This is a genomic window from Lederbergia graminis (assembly GCF_042655485.1).
In the GTDB taxonomy this organism is placed as follows: domain Bacteria; phylum Bacillota; class Bacilli; order Bacillales; family Bacillaceae_C; genus Lederbergia; species Lederbergia graminis.
This window is the reverse complement of record NZ_JBHSMC010000014.1, coordinates 362,514-381,804: the sequence shown is the minus strand read 5'-3', so window position 1 is coordinate 381,804 and position 19,291 is coordinate 362,514. Positions and strand designations below refer to the sequence as shown.

General features: G+C 37.1%; 19 protein-coding genes. 4 read left to right on the top strand and 15 right to left on the bottom strand.

Features of this window, described 5'->3' with window-relative positions; translation table 11 throughout:
- Positions 1–6: 6 nt before the first annotated feature.
- From ACFPM4_RS11975 to cyoE, 5 genes are all read right to left on the bottom strand, one after another.
- Positions 7–633 carry an SCO family protein gene (locus tag ACFPM4_RS11975; RefSeq protein ID WP_382351843.1) on the bottom strand — a complete coding sequence of 209 codons (627 nt, stop codon included), beginning with the start codon at positions 631–633 and terminating at the stop codon, positions 7–9.
- Positions 634–1,084: 451 nt separating this feature from the next.
- Positions 1,085–2,752: a cbb3-type cytochrome c oxidase subunit I gene (locus tag ACFPM4_RS11970; protein ID WP_382352092.1), complete on the bottom strand. Its 1,668-nt coding sequence runs from the start codon at positions 2,750–2,752 to the stop codon at positions 1,085–1,087.
- A 27-nt stretch (positions 2,753–2,779) separates the two neighbouring features.
- Positions 2,780–3,241: a cytochrome c oxidase subunit II gene (locus ACFPM4_RS11965; protein WP_144919632.1), complete on the bottom strand. Its 462-nt coding sequence runs from the start codon at positions 3,239–3,241 to the stop codon at positions 2,780–2,782.
- Between the two features lie 17 nt (positions 3,242–3,258).
- Complete coding sequence (locus tag ACFPM4_RS11960; RefSeq protein WP_144919430.1) at positions 3,259–3,411, bottom strand: cytochrome c oxidase subunit 2A; 153 nt, start codon at positions 3,409–3,411, stop codon at positions 3,259–3,261.
- A 137-nt stretch (positions 3,412–3,548) separates the two neighbouring features.
- Positions 3,549–4,454, bottom strand: coding sequence for a heme o synthase (gene cyoE, locus ACFPM4_RS11955; RefSeq protein WP_382351840.1), 906 nt, complete (start codon positions 4,452–4,454; stop codon positions 3,549–3,551).
- A 196-nt stretch (positions 4,455–4,650) separates the two neighbouring features.
- Here cyoE and ACFPM4_RS11950 point away from each other — a divergent pair, with 196 nt between their 5' ends.
- Complete coding sequence (locus tag ACFPM4_RS11950; protein WP_382351837.1) at positions 4,651–5,907, top strand: anaerobic sulfatase maturase; 1,257 nt, start codon at positions 4,651–4,653, stop codon at positions 5,905–5,907.
- Positions 5,908–5,953: 46 nt separating this feature from the next.
- Here ACFPM4_RS11950 and ACFPM4_RS11945 read toward each other — a convergent pair whose 3' ends face one another.
- The 5 genes from ACFPM4_RS11945 to ACFPM4_RS11925 all read right to left on the bottom strand — a co-directional run bounded on the left by ACFPM4_RS11945 (position 5,954) and on the right by ACFPM4_RS11925 (position 11,765).
- Positions 5,954–9,076: an MMPL family transporter gene (locus ACFPM4_RS11945; protein ID WP_382351834.1), complete on the bottom strand. Its 3,123-nt coding sequence runs from the start codon at positions 9,074–9,076 to the stop codon at positions 5,954–5,956.
- Positions 9,073–9,528 carry a MarR family winged helix-turn-helix transcriptional regulator gene (locus ACFPM4_RS11940; RefSeq protein ID WP_382351831.1) on the bottom strand — a complete coding sequence of 152 codons (456 nt, stop codon included), beginning with the start codon at positions 9,526–9,528 and terminating at the stop codon, positions 9,073–9,075. Before ACFPM4_RS11940 ends, ACFPM4_RS11945 begins: the two co-directional genes overlap by 4 nt.
- 98 nt (positions 9,529–9,626) lie before the next feature.
- Complete coding sequence (locus ACFPM4_RS11935) at positions 9,627–9,779, bottom strand: hypothetical protein (RefSeq protein ID WP_186324586.1); 153 nt, start codon at positions 9,777–9,779, stop codon at positions 9,627–9,629.
- Between the two features lie 68 nt (positions 9,780–9,847).
- Positions 9,848–10,402: a nitroreductase family protein gene (locus ACFPM4_RS11930; protein WP_382351827.1), complete on the bottom strand. Its 555-nt coding sequence runs from the start codon at positions 10,400–10,402 to the stop codon at positions 9,848–9,850.
- Positions 10,403–10,472: 70 nt separating this feature from the next.
- Positions 10,473–11,765 (bottom strand): pyrimidine-nucleoside phosphorylase, encoded by a 1,293-nt coding sequence (locus ACFPM4_RS11925; RefSeq protein ID WP_382351824.1) that lies wholly within the window; start codon positions 11,763–11,765, stop codon positions 10,473–10,475.
- Positions 11,766–11,986: 221 nt separating this feature from the next.
- Between ACFPM4_RS11925 and ACFPM4_RS11920 the strand changes: the two genes are divergently transcribed.
- Positions 11,987–12,526, top strand: coding sequence for a YceI family protein (locus tag ACFPM4_RS11920; protein WP_382351821.1), 540 nt, complete (start codon positions 11,987–11,989; stop codon positions 12,524–12,526).
- 55 nt (positions 12,527–12,581) lie between these two features.
- On the opposite strand, the gene mscL is transcribed toward ACFPM4_RS11920, so the two are convergent.
- Complete coding sequence (gene mscL / locus ACFPM4_RS11915) at positions 12,582–12,962, bottom strand: large conductance mechanosensitive channel protein MscL (protein WP_382351818.1); 381 nt, start codon at positions 12,960–12,962, stop codon at positions 12,582–12,584.
- 199 nt (positions 12,963–13,161) lie between these two features.
- On the opposite strand from mscL, the gene lepB reads away from it, so the two are divergent.
- A complete protein-coding gene (lepB, locus tag ACFPM4_RS11910) occupies positions 13,162–13,728 on the top strand; it encodes a signal peptidase I (protein ID WP_382351815.1) in 567 nt (188 codons plus the stop codon).
- Positions 13,729–13,841: 113 nt separating this feature from the next.
- Complete coding sequence (locus tag ACFPM4_RS11905; RefSeq protein WP_382351812.1) at positions 13,842–15,776, top strand: DUF2207 domain-containing protein; 1,935 nt, start codon at positions 13,842–13,844, stop codon at positions 15,774–15,776.
- 78 nt (positions 15,777–15,854) lie between these two features.
- Here the strand turns inward: ACFPM4_RS11905 and ACFPM4_RS11900 are convergent, their stop codons facing one another.
- Genes ACFPM4_RS11900 through ACFPM4_RS11885 form a run of 4 tightly spaced genes read right to left on the bottom strand, consistent with a single transcriptional unit; the run spans position 15,855 to position 19,213 of the window.
- Positions 15,855–16,457 (bottom strand): response regulator transcription factor, encoded by a 603-nt coding sequence (locus ACFPM4_RS11900; RefSeq protein ID WP_382351809.1) that lies wholly within the window; start codon positions 16,455–16,457, stop codon positions 15,855–15,857.
- Positions 16,454–17,572, bottom strand: coding sequence for a sensor histidine kinase (locus ACFPM4_RS11895; RefSeq protein ID WP_382351806.1), 1,119 nt, complete (start codon positions 17,570–17,572; stop codon positions 16,454–16,456). The genes ACFPM4_RS11900 and ACFPM4_RS11895 overlap by 4 nt, the downstream gene beginning before the upstream one ends.
- 3 nt (positions 17,573–17,575) lie before the next feature.
- Positions 17,576–18,313 carry an ABC transporter permease gene (locus ACFPM4_RS11890; protein ID WP_382351803.1) on the bottom strand — a complete coding sequence of 246 codons (738 nt, stop codon included), beginning with the start codon at positions 18,311–18,313 and terminating at the stop codon, positions 17,576–17,578.
- Positions 18,314–19,213 carry an ABC transporter ATP-binding protein gene (locus tag ACFPM4_RS11885; RefSeq protein ID WP_382352088.1) on the bottom strand — a complete coding sequence of 300 codons (900 nt, stop codon included), beginning with the start codon at positions 19,211–19,213 and terminating at the stop codon, positions 18,314–18,316.
- Positions 19,214–19,291: the final 78 nt, after the last annotated feature.

Below are 19,291 nucleotides of genomic sequence, written 5' to 3'. Positions count from 1 at the left end.
TCACCTCTACCCTTCTTCTTCTAAAATGCGAAGAATCTCTTTTGCAGCCTCATCTGTTTTTGTATAATCTAGGACATCGACTAATCTCCCGCTCCTATCTACTAAATAAAAAGCCGCATTGTGTGCAAAATTCCCATAATCATCCGGAATGACAATGACACCAAATGTAGAGAGAAGTTGGTCTAATTGATCTTGATTTGGTATTCTAGCCATTCTCCATTTATCTCCATCACTACCAAAATAGTCTTTATACTTATCCAGTACTGTCGGGATATCTCTTTCCGGATCAAAACTAATACTTAAAAAATGGATGTCCTTCCCTAAATACGTATCTGGAATCTGTCGATAAACTTCCGCCATATTCATCTCCATATCAATACAAACGGTAGCACAGGAAGTGTAAATAAACGTTATGAGCACATACTTATCGTTGAATTCCGAAAAACTATATGTTGCACCCTTACTATCCTCCAGTGTTACATCTGGAAATATCGGCTTCTTTTCCTTTAGTTGATTTAATCTTGCCGTTTCAGCTGTAAAAGCCTGAAACCCATCCGTCCCAATAAAAAACAGACAAAACCCAAATAAAGAAACAACAATCACCGCAACAGCATTTGCCCTAACCCTCAACATATACACACTTCCTTTGTGTCGGTGCCTGGCACCCAAACAACTCCGATACAATTCAGAATTGTGTCCAAATTGCTTGGGTGCCAGGCACTCTTTTGTCACCGGACGCCTTCCGCTTTTCTTTGTCTAGCTACAGCTCCTAGCGACTAGCAAATTTACGATTTCTTCCTACGATAAGTCAACATCGTTCAAAGGTTTTCAAAGGTACGTCGACTAAGATCGGCACGTCCTGTGCCAACGTCGACGTGACCTCCATCCTGTAGGCCTCCTTTATCTCGTCAGAAATCTTTAAATTTGTACGTCGCTGAGCAGTCGCTTCCGCTTTACCCTGTCCAGCTCCAGGCGCCATCGGCTCGAGGTCAAATAACCTGAGGCAATGAAAGGCAAAGAGCGCCTTTCTTTGCCTCAGAACATTTGCTTGTCGCCGATAAGCGGGCGCCTTCCGCTTTTCTTATCACCACGTCTTGAACGGCGGTGATCCTGGTGGTGCGTTGACGATGAAGTCGACCATTGGGATGACGTAGCCCATTGCGACGACGAGAAGCATGAGTAAAATAGTACGGCTCCAGCGTTCTGTCCAGTATGGTGTTTTTGGTGCGTTTTCTTCTTCTTCGGCAATTGGAAATTCTGTTTCTCCTTTTGGAGCAAAGAACATTAGATGTACAACCGCGTACACTTGAAGAAGGACACCGATGATTAATAATGTTCCACCAACTGCTAATAACAGTAAGTATGGATCCCAGCCTAATGCAGTAGCATGGTCACCATAAGTAGTATATGAAGTTCTTCGAGGAGCACCGAATAACCCGACATAGTGCATAGCACCAGCCATTAGAAACATCCCTGCCGTCCAAACAAACGTTTGAATAACACCTAGTTTATTTATTTTCGGAGTCAACACACGCTTAGAAACATATGGAACTAACCAATAACTAATCCCGAAGAATGTAAGCATAACCGACGTTCCAACAGTTAAATGGAAATGCCCTACAACCCACAAAGTATTATGAACAACTTGATTTAATTGGTTTGTACTTTGCACAATCCCACCCGCACCTGCAGGAATAAACGCGATCATTGCTACCATTGGAGCTAAGAAACGGACATCCCCCCAAGGCAATTTTTTGATCCAACCAAGCAATCCTTTTCCACCTTTTTTTCTACCCGTACGTTCAAACACGGCAAACATTGCCCAAGCTGTCATTAACGATGGGAATCCGATTGCTAAACTCATAAACACGTGCACAAATTTTACAGATTCTGAAATACCCGGATCAATAATCTGATGATGGAATCCACCAGGTATATTCATAATTACTAATGCGATGACAACAAAACGTGTTAACGTATCGTTCCAACGTCTACCACCGATAATCTTCGGTACAATGACATACCAAGCTGATACTGCGGTTAAGTACCAAATATTTACGAGCGTATGGCCAAATGCCCAGAACAGAGTACGTGCTACCATTACATTGATGGTTTCTACCCAACCGGAAGCCCAAGGAATAATCGTTAACACTTCAATGGCAACTGGTACACTTCCAAAGAATAATAGGACAAATACACCTGTTGCAAAGAATGCAAGAATAGGTAGGTGTTGACCACGGTGATTTTTACGCCAATTTGCTACGTTAATAAATGCACCAAATGCACACATCCACACCCCTAAAACAATAAATACAAGACCTACATAATATATCGGGGATGCAGCCATTGGTGGATAAAATGTGTATAACACACTTGCTTCATTCGTAATAATTGGAATGACTGCCAATACAAATCCTACGAGTTTCATACTAAAGCCAATCCAAGCCATCTTTCTTACTTTCGGAAGCAAACCACCTAACGTATGAGAAAGACCCGCATAGAAATACCCGATCGTAAAGAATGCTGTTAAGACTAACACTAATAATAATCCGTGCGCCGTAAGTACTTGATAATAATTAAGCCATGTTGGTAATTCCAGAAGTCCTGCGCGGTTCAAACCTTGAAGAAGTCCTAAAATCCCCCCAACTAGCAGGGCTGCAAATGCTACAAATAAGTATGATTTCGATAATCTTGCGTCCTCTGGATTAATCCCCAATGCTTTATTCGCCTTCTGTGTAAAAGTTTGTTTCATTGCTGTTTCCAACTTTACTCCCCTCCTTTATTTGACTGTTATCGTTGTACTCATCATTTGGTGACCAGCACCACAGTACTCATTACATAACACTAAATATTCACCTGGCTTATCAAACTTTTGCGTAATTTTCTGAATATACCCTGGCATCACCATCGCATTTACATTTGTTTCTGCTATCTGAAAGCCATGAACAACATCCTTTGACGTCAATGTAAAATGAACAGTGGAGCCTGCAGGTACCTCGATATTACCTGGATTAAAATTAAATACCTCTAATGTCATCACAACTTCGTATTCATTTTCACCAATTTGTGTAATGCCAGGATTATCAAATGGTGCCGTCTCATCCACTTTTTGTGGATCAATCGTTTCTTTATGACTCGGTGGTCCCATTCCTTCCACAAACGTTTGATAACCTGTTAATAACATGAACCCGATAATCATACCGAAGCTCAGGATTAACCATATCTCTTCTGCACGATGCATCTTCACTTAGATCCCCCCTATACTCTCGCCATATATAGGCCATAAATAATAAGATAAGTAATGAATATAACTGCCCCAACAACTCCTACGGAAAAAATCGTTCCCTTCACTGTAGTGGAGCTCTCATCTGCTTTAACATCCTTAACACGGTCAACTTTTGAATCTGCCATAAAAAAATCAACCTCCCTATTCGTAATCATCCTCATCTTAATTGATAAAGATTCTCACGAATGTGAGCCACGTCACAAAACGATATGTAAAAACAAAAAAAGCTATCCTCCTAAAAGAGAATAGCTTTTCCAAGCAACTAGAATATTGGCAATGTCACAATAATCATCATTAAAAAGAGAACAAATAAATAGTTAACAGAGTAAATGAAATTCCAATCAGCCCATCTTCGTTCATCTTTCATAAAAAATCCATAAACGCTGAGAATTATCCACATAACTGTTAACAATGTCGCAATGACAACAAATACAACTCCTAATTCATTTAGAAGCAAGAACGGAATTGGCAGTAAGCAAAGTATATAGGCGAAAGTATGACGCTTAGCGACATCGATGCCACGGACCACTGGTAGCATTGCTACTTTCGCCGCTTTGTATTCTTCAAATTTTCGTATCGCAATCACATACGTATGAGGCATTTGCCAAATAAATAATAGAATAAACAACACAATTGGCACTAGCTGAAAGGAAGATTCAATAGCTGCCCAACCAATCATTGGTGTTACTGCGCCGGAAACACTACCAATAATTGTATTGAACGTATATCTCCGTTTCGACCAGATGGTATATGGTACAACATATGTGAACCAACCTATAAAGGCATAAATCGTTGCTTCCATTGTCGTGAATAATAACATAATAAATCCAATAATAGTTAACACGATAGATAACGTTAAAACGGTTTTTAATGAAATATTCCCAGTAACAGTTGGCCGACTTTTTGTCCTATCCATTACTGTATCAATATCGACGTCATACCAGTTATTAAAAACAAGTGCTCCTGCGATTACTAATAAACTTCCTACAGTTGTTAATAAAAATAAATCTATATTTTCTACGAAAGATACTTCATTAAAATATAGTGCTAACCAAAACCCCGTAATGACAGGGAAAACATTAAATATTAATACGGGACCTTTAAATAGCAATTTCACATCTGAAAAAATAGTAGATTTTTGTTGAGTAACGGATAAAGTAGTTTTCATCACCCTATCCTCCTTTATAACATGCTATATAAATATCATAGTATATGAATCTATAAAAGTCATTGGAATCCAACGTTTCCCAGTCACTTCCTCTTCGTACTATTCAAACATTTTTCACAAATAGTGACGTTTATCACAAACTTCATTCTTATAACCCCTTACAATGATATTAATATTGTGATAAGGAAGCGATACGATGGAAGCCGGTTGTATGATCAACCCAAATAGTAATATTAGTGTGATGTGGAAAACAGTTTCTGAGGATTGTAATTTAGCTTGTGATTATTGTTATTACAGCACATGTGGTGGAAAACCAGGGAAACAGATTAAAAAAATAGATGTTAACGTATTAGAGAAATTTATAAAAGAATATATGGCTATTACTAGAGGAGTAGTTTCATTTGCTTGGCAAGGTGGCGAACCATTGCTTGCAGGCCTAAACTTTTTTGAAAACGTAGTTGCTCTCCAAGCAAAAAATGCACCCGCAAATACGATAATTAGTAATGGTTTGCAAACAAATGGAACATTGATTAATGATCGTTTTGCTGCGTTCTTTAAAAAATACAACTTTTTAATTGGCGTAAGTTTGGACGGCCCTAGAGAAATACATAATCTTCGTCGAGTATATTCTCACGGAAAAGGTAGTTTTGACCAAGTAATGAAAGGTATACAGCACTTACGAAACAATCGAGTGGAGTTTAACATCCTTACGGTCATTCATAAAGATAATGTTCATCGAGTCAAAGATTTATTCGAGTTTTATGAACAAGAAAACTTTGATTTCGTCCAGTTCATCCCTTGCATGGACTTTCATTCGCAGCGAATTGATCAGCCTGGTGTATACGAAATAACACCTAAACAATATGGAGATTTCCTCTGTGAGGCTTTTGATTACTGGTATAATGACGGGAATCCCAAAATGTCGATCCGTTTTTTTGATAATATGCTGAGTATATATGTCAATCGTGAAGCAGAGCTATGCACGCATAAAAAGTCGTGTGCAAAAACTCTTGTTTTAGAACAAAATGGAGATGCATTCCCTTGCGACTTCTATATTCACCCAGATTGGAAAATTGGTAATGTTGGTGAAGATGCACTTACCGATATTTTAAAACATCCACTCTATGATACATTCATGCAAATGAAGCCAAATCTACCAGAAAAGTGTCAAACATGTAAATGGATAAAGCTATGTCACGGTGGTTGTCCGCGTAATAGGCGCTGGAGTGATGATTTACAGCAATCAGATCCAGATTATTTCTGTGATAGCTTCCAGCAAGTTTATGAATATGCACATGAGCGCATGCTTCCTCTTGCCGAAAAGATTCGTAAAAACTTATTTACCCAAGGCTTGAGCTATATGTATAAAGGGCAACATCCTGCTAGAAATGACCAATGTGCATGTGGTAGTGGGAAGAAATACAAAAACTGCTGTATGAAAATTGGATTGTAACATGCATAAATAAAGGGGCGAACCTGATGAGATCGCCCCTTCACTTTTATCTTTTTCCTAAGAACGGCCACCAATTAGCCTTTCCTAGCACTTTAATTAATACGGGAACAAACAATGGGAGAATGATTAATGCATAAAATAACAAACCACTAAGCACTAATGTAGCAATTTGCAACATCGATAATACTCCGGATGGTAACATCGCTGCAAATGTACCTGCTAAAATGACGGCAGCACTCATGATTACCGTACCCATATTTTTCATTGCTAGCATGATACCTGTTTTAACATCTAACTCTTTATATTCTGAGAAACGATCCATTAAGAAGATTGAATAATCTACACCGAGCGCAATCAAAATAACAAAGCCAAAGAATGGTGTTGCCCAGTTAATACCAGGATAACCTAATATATTTACAAAGATTACTTCTGTTAAAGCAATCGAAGAATAATAGGTTAATAGTAAAGAAGCAATAATATACACTGGCATTACGAGTGAGCGTAATAAAATAATCAATATTAACACGATACCAATCATCATAAATGTTACTGTTTTCGTATAGTCAGAGTTTGACATCGCTTCTAAATCTCTGTTCATACTAGTAACTCCGCCAATACCAATATTAGCTTGTTCTAACTTCGTATCAATTGTAGCATCTTGAATGGTTTCTTCTATTTTATTAATCGTGTCCATTGCGGTGCGTGAGTATGGATTCTCATCCAATACGATATCTATCGTAGTCATTTTTCCATCCTCTGATAGATACACATCAAAAGCTTGCTGGAAATCTTCATTTGTCATAAGCTCATCTGGAATATAAACGGCAGACTGTTGTAAATTCGTATTATTAGCTAAATCTGTTAAATACGTCTCTGCTTCTCCAAATCCTTCTTCAATTTGTCCAAGCCCTTCGCTGCTTTGTTCAAGTCCAGTACTTAGTAGCTCTAGCTGATTTTCCATATCTCCAAAGCCGGTTTGCAATTGTTCTTGACCTTTTGCAATTTCACCTAGACCTGTTTTAATTGCAGGAATTTGTTCTACGACCTGTCCTTGACCTGAAGCAGCCTGGTTTAACCCAGATTCTAATTCAGAAAGACCTGAAACAATATTATCCAAGCCTTTCGAAAATTCTTCTAAACCACTAACGATTTTAGCCAAATTTTCATTTGCTTTTTCTAATCCAGCATTTACTTTTTCCAATTCTTTATTTAATGCATCCACTGTTCCGTATGCAATTCCAACTTTTTCAGACGCGCTCTTTATTATTTCTTGAATTTCAACAAAATTTGGATCAGTAGCTATTTCTGGATGGTTTTGAACTAACTTTGTCATTGGTTCTTCCAATGACTGCAACTGTCCTAATGCTCCTTCAAGTGTCGTTGGAACCTTTTTATATTCCTCGATCAATTGTGTTAACCCCAGTTGGGCTCCTTTATAACCTTCTAGGAGTTGCTCAGTCCCAGTTTTTAATTCTTCTGCAGATTTACTCGCAGTAGCAGCACCTTTTTTCAACTCAGCAGTTCCTGTTGCACTACTTTCAATTCCAGTTTTAATCGTACTTAATGCTGTTTGTAACTCTCCGATTCCAGATTGGATTTCGATTGTCCCTGAATAAAGCTCCTCGATACCAGATGTCGCTTCTTCCATTTCTGGTTTTGATTCCTGCAATGATGTTGCTGCTTCTTGGAGACCTGCTTTAATTTGTGAAATACCGTCCGTTCCTTCACTTATTCCTTTACCAAGCTCGTTCGCCAAGTTATTCACATATATTTCATCTAACTTATCCCCAGTAGGTCTTGTTAAACTACGAATTTTATCTACATGTTCAATTTTATCTAATTCGTTACCAATTGATTCAATTAATGCTAAATACTCTTTTGTCTTCATGGAATCATCATTTTCCAAGACTACTTGGATTGGCATAATTTCACCTGGGCCAAAACTATCTGCAACAATATTAAATCCTTTTACAGAATCATATTCTTCCCCAATCTCATCTAATGAGTTGAAGGAAAGCTCGCCATCATAACTTACAAGTAAAGGTACAGTAAAAATGGCTACAATTCCAAGTGCAATTAGTGGTCTTGTAATTGCTAAATTTCCCATCCAACCCCATAGCTTACTCTCTGAATGAGAAATATTCTTTTTCACTGGCCAGAATAAGCCTCTTTTCAACGTAGCCATGAATAAAGGTACAATCGTAAATAACGCAAGAATAAGAACAAATACTCCTACGGCAACGCCAACTGCAGATTGATACAGTTTAAAAGATGCAAATCCGATAGAAGCAAATCCTATCATAACTGCAATCGCACTAAATATTACGGTCTTTCCTGCACTTCTATATGTTGCAATAATAGCCTCTGGAATATCTTTCCCATCTGTTAATTCCTCTTTATAGCGGCTTAATAATAAAATACAATAATCCGTCCCAATTCCAAATAAAACGGCGACTAGGAATGTTTGCGTGAAAGTAGATACTGGGAAATTCACACCATCTACTAGGAACGCAACAATTGCCTGGCTGACTAAGTATGTTACTCCAACTGTCAATAATGGAATAAATGGAGCAACAAAAGAACGAAATACAAGAACTAATACAACCATGATAAATATAACGGTAATTATTTCTGTTTTCTTTAATCCTTTTTCAGAACTTACAATTACATCTTCAGAGATTAAGCCATCTCCCGTCATATACGTATCAACTTGTTGTGTCTCAATTGCCTTATCCAATGTTTCCCGTACTTCTCCAATTGTTTTATCGGTCATATTCACATTGAGTAATGCAATAATTGTGTTACCTTCTTTTGAAACGAGCTGGTCCCGTAATGCTTCATCTTGGAAATGTGTCGTAATTCCACTAATCCCTAATTGATCCTTATTGTCTTCTAAATGCTCCACTGTTGCTTTGATATTAAGCTCTTGGCCTTCCGAAAATTTCTCTTTATCATGAAAAACAACAATAAAGGATTGTGTTCCTTTTTCTTGAGTGGAATGCTCCTCGATAATATCGGATGCAATAACAGATGGATATCCGTCTGCGACCGAAAGCTGCCCCTTTTCCCGAATTAAATCCGCCATATTAGGTGAATTTATTAATAAAAGCACTGCTGCTATGATCCATACAGCTAAAAACGCCCATCTGTATTTTAAAATAAACTTCATTTTCTATCCCCCTCATAGTTTTCAATGTAATCTGCTATTTTCTCATATACATTTAGAAAACTTTCCATTTCATCTTTTGGTATCTCTTTTAAAATATCTTCCATAAATTCATCAATTTTCGTTGCAAGAGATTCGTATAGTTCCTTCCCAGTAGGTGATAGATGTAGATACACGTTTCTACGATCATCTTCATCCCTCACCCGCTCAACGAGTCCCTTTTTCACCAGTTTCTCGACTTTTGCTGTTATCGCACTTTTGTGGACCAAAAGTTGTTCCGCAAGCTCTGAAGCTCTCATCGAACGATTTTGGTATAAGATACGAACGAGAGAAAACTGCTCCAGTGATAACTCCTCCATTAATTGATCTGACATTAAGGCAGAAATGTTTCTCGAACCATAAAGAAATATACTTATATATCGATCAAATATGTACTGTATTTGTTGTTTGTCCATATTAGTTCACCCCATCAATAGTTTACCCTATAAACTATAATACAAATGATGATAACTCGTCAACGAAAAAAACAACTCCCAGTAATGGAAGTTGTTTTTTATCCGTTAATCATCGGCATTATATAGCTAATGATGAACCACATGATGGCGAAAAAGATAATTAAATATGCGGCATATTTAATAAATGTAGATGCCACTTTACTTGAATCGGACTTCTTTTCTACTTTTTCAATTTCTTCACGGTTGTCCACTTTTTTCACATCCCTTAATAAGAGTGTTATAAGTGAACTACCCGATTTATTCTAAAATAAAACATGTTCTAAAATGCAATTAATTTTTCTTCTGGGTCTGTCCGTTTTCGAACTTTCTTTTCTACGATTTCCTTATCAAAATAGCCGATATTTAAAACCCCGACAATTTTCTCCCCAGGGACTACACCTAAAGCGTTGCGGAATTTCGGATCATATATATGATTAGGTGTTTTCCACGCCATCCCTAGCCCTATTTCCCACGCGAGTAATTGCAGATTTTGTAGCATACAGCTCGTAGCAGCTAAATCCTCTTCCCATACTTTTTGGCGCGGATCTTCATTCATAATGATAACCAGAAATGCTGGTACATCGACGAATTTAGCTCTAACAATGTCATGCCTACTTTTCTCATGGCATTGTAAAATAGCTTCTATAAATGGTTCTTTACGATCATTTGCAATAAAGATAAAACGCCATGGTTCCCGTATTCCATGTGTTGGAGCCCACACAGCATCCTTTAACAAGGAAAGGACCAGTTCTTGACTCACTTCCTTATCAATATACCCCGATTTTACTGTTGTTCTTTCACGTATTAATTCTGCCACTCTATTTGTTGTAATCATGGTTACCTCCGAAAATGATAATCATTTTCATTTATAATACCATGAAACCGTTTTTATGCAAAATTTCAATTTACTGATAGATGATCGGTTTTTTCTCAGGCTGTTGATCTGTAAAAGTATAAGCATCGATAATGCGCTTTGTAACTTCTTCTACATTTTCTGCATTGCTATGGATGGTTGCGATTGGTTCATCTTTATTTACAGCATCTCCCACCTTTTTATGTAATACAACGCCTACACTTAAATCGATGGTAGATTCCTTTGTTGCACGACCTGCACCTAGGAGCATTGCCGCTGTACCTACTTCATCCGCAATTATCTCTGATACATATCCGTTGCTTGGTGCCGGAACTGGTATTTGATATTTTGCTGTTGGTAACTTCGTCATATCATCTATCACAGACGCATCTCCACCTTGAGCAGCTAAGAATTCTTTAAATTTACTTAAGGCGGTCCCATCCTTCATTGTCTGTAGTAGCATCGTCCGTGCTTCTTCCTCTGTTTTTGCTTTTTCAGCAAGTAATACCATTTTACTTCCTAAAACAAGGCAAAGTTCTTGTAAATCATCTGGCCCATTTCCTTGTAATGTTGCAATCGCCTCTTTCACTTCTAATGCATTCCCAATCGCAAAGCCAAGTGGTTGGTTCATATCTGATATAACAGCTAATGTATTTCGGCCTACTTGATTACCAATTTCCACCATTGCATCTGCCAACTTACGAGCATCATCTATATTCTTCATAAATGCTCCTGCACCAACTTTTACATCAAGTACGATTGCATCCGCACCGGAAGCCATTTTTTTGCTCATAATGGAGCTAGCAATAAGTGGTATCGAATTTACAGTTGCGGTTACATCTCTTAAACTGTACATCTTTTTATCTGCAGGTGTTAAATTTCCCGATTGGCCAATTACCGCAACTTGGTTACGATTAACGAGTTCTATAAATTGCTCTTCTGTAATTTCCACATGAAATCCAGGTACAGATTCTAATTTATCTAGCGTTCCACCTGTATGACCAAGTCCACGACCTGACATTTTAGCTACTGGTACTCCTACTGCTGCAACTAGAGGTGCTAATACAAGTGTAGTCGTATCACCTACACCACCAGTTGAATGTTTATCTACTTTAATACCGTGGATATTTGCTAAATCGATTTGGTCTCCAGAATCGAGCATTGCCAGAGTCAATTCTGCTGTTTCTTCTGCTGTCATTCCCTGAAAGTAAACCGCCATTAAAAAAGCCGACATTTGATAATCTGGTAACGTATCATTCGTATATCCATCTACGACAAAACGAATTTCCTCCTTTGTCAGCTGCTGTCCATCTCTTTTCTTCTCAATAATATCAACCATTCGCATACAAAAATCACTCCTTTTACTACAACTATCTTCTTAGCATCATTATTCATTTTTCAGATTAGAATGTCAAAATCTTTAGAAAAACTTTACGTCTTAACATTCTATTTAATTATTGTGGCATTTCACATCCAAAATAATACTTTACATTCGAGATATCCTAAACTATAATAAACACAGCAACTTACTTTTTGTAAGACAATAATTAATTGGAGGTAATAAGAATGGGATTATCTAAATGGAAAGTTGATGGCGCTCATAGCGAAGTTGGTTTCTCTGTAAAGCATATGATGGTTTCAAAAGTAAAAGGTACATTTGATCAATTTACTGCAGAAATAGAAGCAACTCCAACTGATTTAACAACTGCAAGCATTCAATTTACAATTGATGTAGCAAGTATCAATACACGTAACAATGATCGAGACAACCACTTGCGTTCAGCAGATTTCTTTGATGTAGAGCAATACCCAAACCTCACATTTACGACTACTAAAATCGAAAAAACGGATGAAGATGAATATAAAGTAACTGGAGATGTTTCCCTACATGGAGTTACAAAGCAAGAAACATTCAATGTTACATTTGAAGGTTTAGCAAAAGACCCTATGAGTGGTGCAGAAAAAGCCGGATTCAGTGCAGAAGGTAAAATTAAACGCAGCGATTACGGATTAACATGGAATGCAGCCCTAGAAACAGGCGGCGTATTAGTCGGAGATGACATTAAAATAACCATCGAAATTGAAGCAGAAAGAATAGAAGGATAATACATTAGCAAATTTAAAAAATCCAGAGCTATTTTCTGCTCTGGATTTTTTAGTTTCATGATTGTTTTTTCAATAAATCTCTTATTTCTGTTAGTAACTCCACTTCAGGGGCAACAACCACTTTTTCCTCCACTACCTCTTCAACTTTCTTATGCTTCAACCTATCAATAACTCGAATAAACAAAAAGATAGAAAAGGCAATAATAAAGAAATCAACAATACTCTGAATAAATACTCCATACTGAATAACTGCATCATTAATACTATATGAGAGCTTCTCAAAACTTCTACCACCAAGAAGAACCCCTACGAGTGGCATAATAATATTATCTACAAGTGATGATACTATTTTACCAAAAGCTGTTCCAATCACCACTGCTACAGCCAAATCTAACACATTACCTTTAATAGCAAACTTCTTAAACTCTTGCCACACTTACCCTCAGCTCCTTTCATCATGAAAAAATTCTACAATATTCGTAAATATAAAATCAACATCCGTGCAGGCATTCTCAAAAAAACATAGAATATATATAATAAACATTAAGATGTTCGCATATATATTACTCGAATTTTATCAAAAAGAAACGAATTGCGATAGTCTATCAAGACAAATCATAAGTGGGGGTTAAATAATGAAAGTTAGTTTTTTGCGAGAAAAAGAGATTAATTGGTTAAAATCATTAATTCTCGCTTTTCTTTTAGCACTAATTATCCGCACTTTTCTCTTTTCACCAGTGACAGTAGATGGTGCATCCATGGAGCCTACACTTCATGATCGTGAACGAATCATCGTAACGCGAACAATCACTTGGATTGGTGAAGTAAACCGAGGAGATATCGTGATAATTAATGATACAGTTAATGATAAAAACTATGTAAAACGAGTTATCGGTATGCCTGGAGAATTAATTGAGATGAAAGATGACAAATTATTTATTAATGGGGAATTTATAGACGAGCCCTATTTAAGTGAAAACAAAAAAAGAGCTCATGATAATGGACGTAAATTAACTTCTGATTTTGGACCACTTAAAGTACCAGACAATCATTTCTTCGTCATGGGAGATAATCGCCTCCGAAGTGTTGATAGTCGCTCGGACTTATTTGGTAATTCACTTGGATATATTTCGGAAGACAGAATCATTGGAATTAGTAAATTCGTCATTTATCCATTAAGCAACCTTCGATTAACTAAATAATCACTAAACACATGCCCATCGGAACTTTGTTCATGGGCATTTTGTCTGATCATTTTTAATGAATACCTTTGATATACTAATGTTATTAGATAATTAAGGGGTTGAAATGTTCATTGCACTTTAGATATATCACTTTATTTTTCAGTGCCATTATTCTTACTTTATTCTTAAGTCCTTCTTCCGCAGATGCTCGCTCCTTTTCGATTGACTCCGTTGATATCCATGCGTTTATTTTGCCTGATGGTGATTTATACGTAGAGGAGCTTTATACATATACTTTTAATGGTTCATACAACGGAACAACAAGAATAATCGGTGATGACGATTTTAATGGTTTTGAGTTTTTTGAAGCTTACAAAGTACCGGATGATGCGGTCATGGGGAACATCCCTAAAGACATCGATCCACTTAAAGTCGAAAAAGATAATTATACGTTCAAAATATATCAATCTTCTAAAGATGAAACAAAAAAAGTCTTTTATCGCTACAGATTGAAAGATGCTATAAGGAAATATGAGGACATCGGTGAATTTTATTGGCGATTCTTTGATGAAATGGGAGAAGACGATTTAAACGACTTAGAGATATTCGTTTCTTTATATGGAAAGTCACAGCTCCCCGATAATTCTTATGGTTTTATGCATGACTTAACAGGAGGAACCTATGAATTAAGAGGAGGGGGACTTTATTATCATAATAAAAAACTACCAGGGGGAGAACCTTTTGAATTAAGGCTATTATTCCCTAATGACTTCCTGAATGAAATGGATTATACAAAGAAGGAAGAAATGCTACCAACTTTCTTACAAGAAGAGGCAGACTATGATAAAAAGTTAAAGCGTCGTACACAATGGTTACCAAAATTGGAATCTACGAATAGTGTCTTCCTAATTTTCTTACTTATCCTTTGTCTATATTCTATATTTTATCCTCGTCGAATTGCACGCTTAATGACTAGACCACTACGCTTTTCGCAAGTAGAACAAATGGACTCTTTTACATTAACTGCTTTATTAAGACATTTGAAATTTCAGCCTCAAGACATTAACGCTGCCCTCTTCCGACTATATCAAAACGGTATTGTCTCGGTTGAACGTGTTGAAACAAATGATACCGATAATCAGAACAGTCCGGATTATACGTTTAAATTTGTTTTAGAAAAGTCAACAGCTGAACTTGCAGAGCACGAAAAGTTTCTTATCAACTGGTTGTTTACAAAAAGCGAAAATGGCAAGAAGTATTTTTCTCTCGATCAGATTCCAGTGAGAACCATGAGAGATCATAAAGAAAACTGGCGCAAATTAGGGGAGTTAAAAAAAGCCGAGCAGACATTTAAAATGTTTTATAAAGATTGGAAGAAACTCGCAGCAGCAGACAAAGAACTACATGAATTAGTGAAACCTGTATTTTTTAGAAAAGTACTACATTATGTGCTAACCCCTTTATGGATTGTATGGATTGCAGTAAGTGGGATATTACTCTCCATGAGTAGCATGTTTGCGATCTTTATCGGCACCATCTCATTAATTTTGATCTATTTATTTGTTTTATATAAAAAACGAGGACGGATATACTTTACTATCTTCTACTTTATAAGTTTAATTGTCATGAATATGATGGGAATGGATTATGGAACAGAAAACTTACAAGTATTGCCGTTTACATTCATGCTCATATCTGTCTTTCTACCTGAAGCATACACAACATATCGTGGTGCCTCCTTATATAAAGGCATGAAGAAATGGCGAAAAGCAGTAAAGAAAAATGAGTTAGAAATATCATCTAATAGCCTAAATACAGAACGTTGTTACCAACATGCGATTGCCTTAGGTAGAGTAGAATACTTCCATGCGTTTTATGGAGAATCAATTACAGCATCTGCTACGGAAGCGATATATCCATTCTTAATATCGCCATTAGATACAGCTACTATATACTCATATAATTATAGAACAATCAGAAGCACTTACTATAGAGGCAACTCTAGTGGAAGCTCAACCGGAAGCAGTGGTGGATCTGGCGGCGGCGGTGGAGCTGGAGCATTCTGAGCAAAAAAGCGGAAGGCGCTCCTAATGAATACAGCAGATCAAAAAACGGGATAGTCCCTTATTAGACTACCCCGTTTCCTATATCCATCCCATTTCCTCTGCCTTTGCAATGGCTTCTATTTTATTTTTCGCTTCGAGTTTTTGCAGTATTTCAGACATGTAGTTTCGGACTGTTCCTGATGACAAAAACAACTCTTTTGAAATTTCCTTAGAAGTTTTTCCAGAAGCAGCTAGTAATAAAATCTCTTGCTCCCTCTCGGTCAATGGATTATCCTCTTGATACGAGTTCAAGATTAGTTCTTGAGAAAATTCCCTCTTCCCTTGCATCACTCTGCGAAGGGATTCTGCTAGTTCCTCTACAGATCCATCTTTAAGTAAATAACCATGAACTCCTGCTTTTATCGCTCTTTCAAAATATCCTGGACGTGCAAATGTCGTCAATATTATTACTCGGCAGTTGGAACCTATTTCTTTTAATTTTTCAGCTACCATCAGCCCACTCATTACAGGCATCTCAATATCAAGTAAACAAACATCTGGTTGTAAATCTTGGACAAGCTTTAAAGCCTCTTCTCCGTTCTCCGACTGTCCAACCACTTCCATATCATCTTCAAAATCGAGTAATGCCCCTAGCGCTCCACGCAATATTCTCTGATCTTCCGCTATTACGATTCGAATCATATGGCAATCTCTTCTTTCTCTTGCCTCAGCACAATTGGAATTCTCATAATGATTGTTGTCCCTTGTTCCGATCTAATAAACAGCTCTCCATTAATTAGCTCTAACCTTTCCTTCATACCTTTCAAGCCATTCCCCTTTACTTCATGTTCGTTGAATCCAATACCGTCATCATCTACCCGAATAATAAAATGGCCCTTCCCCTTTTTAATAGAGAGTTGGCATTGTGACGCATTACTATGTCTGACAATATTTGTACCTGCTTCACGGAGACAGAGTCCAATGATATTTTGCTGTAATAAAGATAATTCCAATGCACTATCATCTATATCCGAATGGAAGGCTATCCCTGCTGCTTCAATAATTTGCTGCATCTGTGCTAGCTCTTCTTTAATAGATATAGCTCGCATATCAGATACAAGTTCACGAACTTGCTGTAGAGCGGATCGTGAAGTCATTTCAATCTCTTTTGCCTCTTGCTTTACACGGTCTGGATTTTTATCTGCCAATCTTTGTACAAGCTGGCTTTGCAGTGTTATAAGTGAAAGTGTATGCCCTAGAGTATCATGGAGATCACGAGCAATTCGCACTCTTTCTTCTCTTTTTACTAGCATTTTTAACTGTTCATTCGCCTGATCCAACTGCATTTCCAGTTCAATACGCCTGTTCATCGATCTCACTCCATATGGAGAAATGATCATGACAAATAAAAATGGCAGGAAGAATAAAAAATTAAAACCTTGAAAACTAACAATTACATTCGTAATCAGCATTACAACACCGAATATGACTAAAGCAATATGAAAATGTTTTTTCTTTTCAAACCAACCAATAAAATGAGAAGGGAAAAATCCCATAAATAGGTTATACGGTTCATAAAAAACACTTAACACCACGACAATGGCTATCTGGACTGCAATCCAACATACATATAATTTCACATTTTGTATCCAATATAATTGCTGATAGGAAACTAGGAATATTGTTAATAAAATATAACCGATTACTGCTTTGATCCCAGCTTCCATCACAACATAATACAGTGGCATGATTAAATAAATAAGAAAAACATATGGTAATAGACCAAATCTTTTCGGAAAGAGTTGAAAGTCCTTCAATTCTTACACCGCTTCCTGTTTCCTTCTTATATATGTTGATAATAACATGAAAACAATCAGATATGCGGCTAAAATGGCAATATTCAAAATTTCAGGTCCATTTCCTCGTATAATTTCCCATGCTCCATTTCCAAAATGAAAAGCAGGTAACCAAGAACCTATCGCTTGCACTGTTTTTGGTAAAATATCAAACGGCATATACATACCACCCGTTATCGCTAAAATCATGTATATAATATTGCTTACTCCTGCAGCAGTATCTACACGCTTCATCATCCCGACCAATACTCCGAGAGCTAAAAATGGCATAGATGCAAGCAAAATCCAAAAGGCACTAGAAATCCACTCAAAGACTGTGAGCTCTATTCCATTTACTAAACCACCAGCAAGGAAAATAATTAATATCGAAAAAACATGGACCATGCTCTGACCAATCATTTTGGAAAAAAAATATATTGTGTCCGTTAAGGGAGTTACTCTCATAAATGTTGTCCAGCCTTTTGAACGCTCTTCTACCATTCTAATGCCAAGCGTCATAATCGCACTCCCCATCACACTAAAACTCGTCATGGACATTAAAAAGTGTGCATCCCACAACGCTTTGTCAGGTACATCCAAATTTACAACTCTTGTAAAAATAAAGTAGAAAACGATTGGCATAAATAACGACCAAAAAATGTAATAAGGGTTCCGGAAAACACGCAATATCTCGACCTTACATTGTGTTAGGAGCATTTTCATTTACACCGCCTCCCTATCTACCGTTAATTGCTCAAAGGCCTCTTCTAGTCGCCCTTTTTCAATTTGAATATCTTGTACTTGCAAATTCCCCTTAAAAATAGTCGCCAATATTGAATCTGTATCATCGGTAACAATATACATTCTGTCATTCTTTTGGAATACATCTGACACAAATGGAAGCTGAACAAAAAGCTCCTTATTGATATCATTTTTTGCAATAAAAGATACCGACTGCTTTGACAGTTTTTTCTTAATATCAGCTGGATTTCCATCGGCTACAATGGAACCTTCATTAAATAAAATTATCCTACTTGCAATATCATCTGCTTCTTGCAAATAATGCGTGGTGAAAATAATGGTCTTTCCTTGTTCTGAAAGTTCCCTTACTGTTTCCCAAAACACCTTTCGAGCCGAAATATCCATTCCAACTGTTGGTTCATCAAAGAATAACAATTCTGGATTTCCTGCAAGTGCCAAAGCAAAACCAACTCGCCTTTTCTGACCACCAGATAACTTTTCTGTGCGTTTATTTAAATCTTGTTCACTTAACCCTGACAAGCGAACTAGCTTCTCCATCTCAAGGGGATTTGGATAATAACTTTGAAATAACTTAATTAATTCCTTCACTTTCATCGCATCCATCACACTTACCTCTTGTAACATCACACCAATTCTTTCACGGACACTAATTGCTTTTGCATCTTCGTTAAATAACCTTGCTACACCAGCCGTCGGATTTAATAGCCCTAACATCATTAACATAGTTGTCGTTTTTCCTGCACCATTTGGGCCAAGAATCGCAACAACTTCCCCTTGCTTAATCGAAAATGATACACCGTCAACTGCTTTCGTATTCTTAAACACCTTCGTCAATTGTTTAATCTCAACAACACTATCCATCACGAAAACACCCCCATTAATCTCTTACTTCGAATATTACTATTATTAATTTGGGTGATGAAGTAACCAATGTAATCA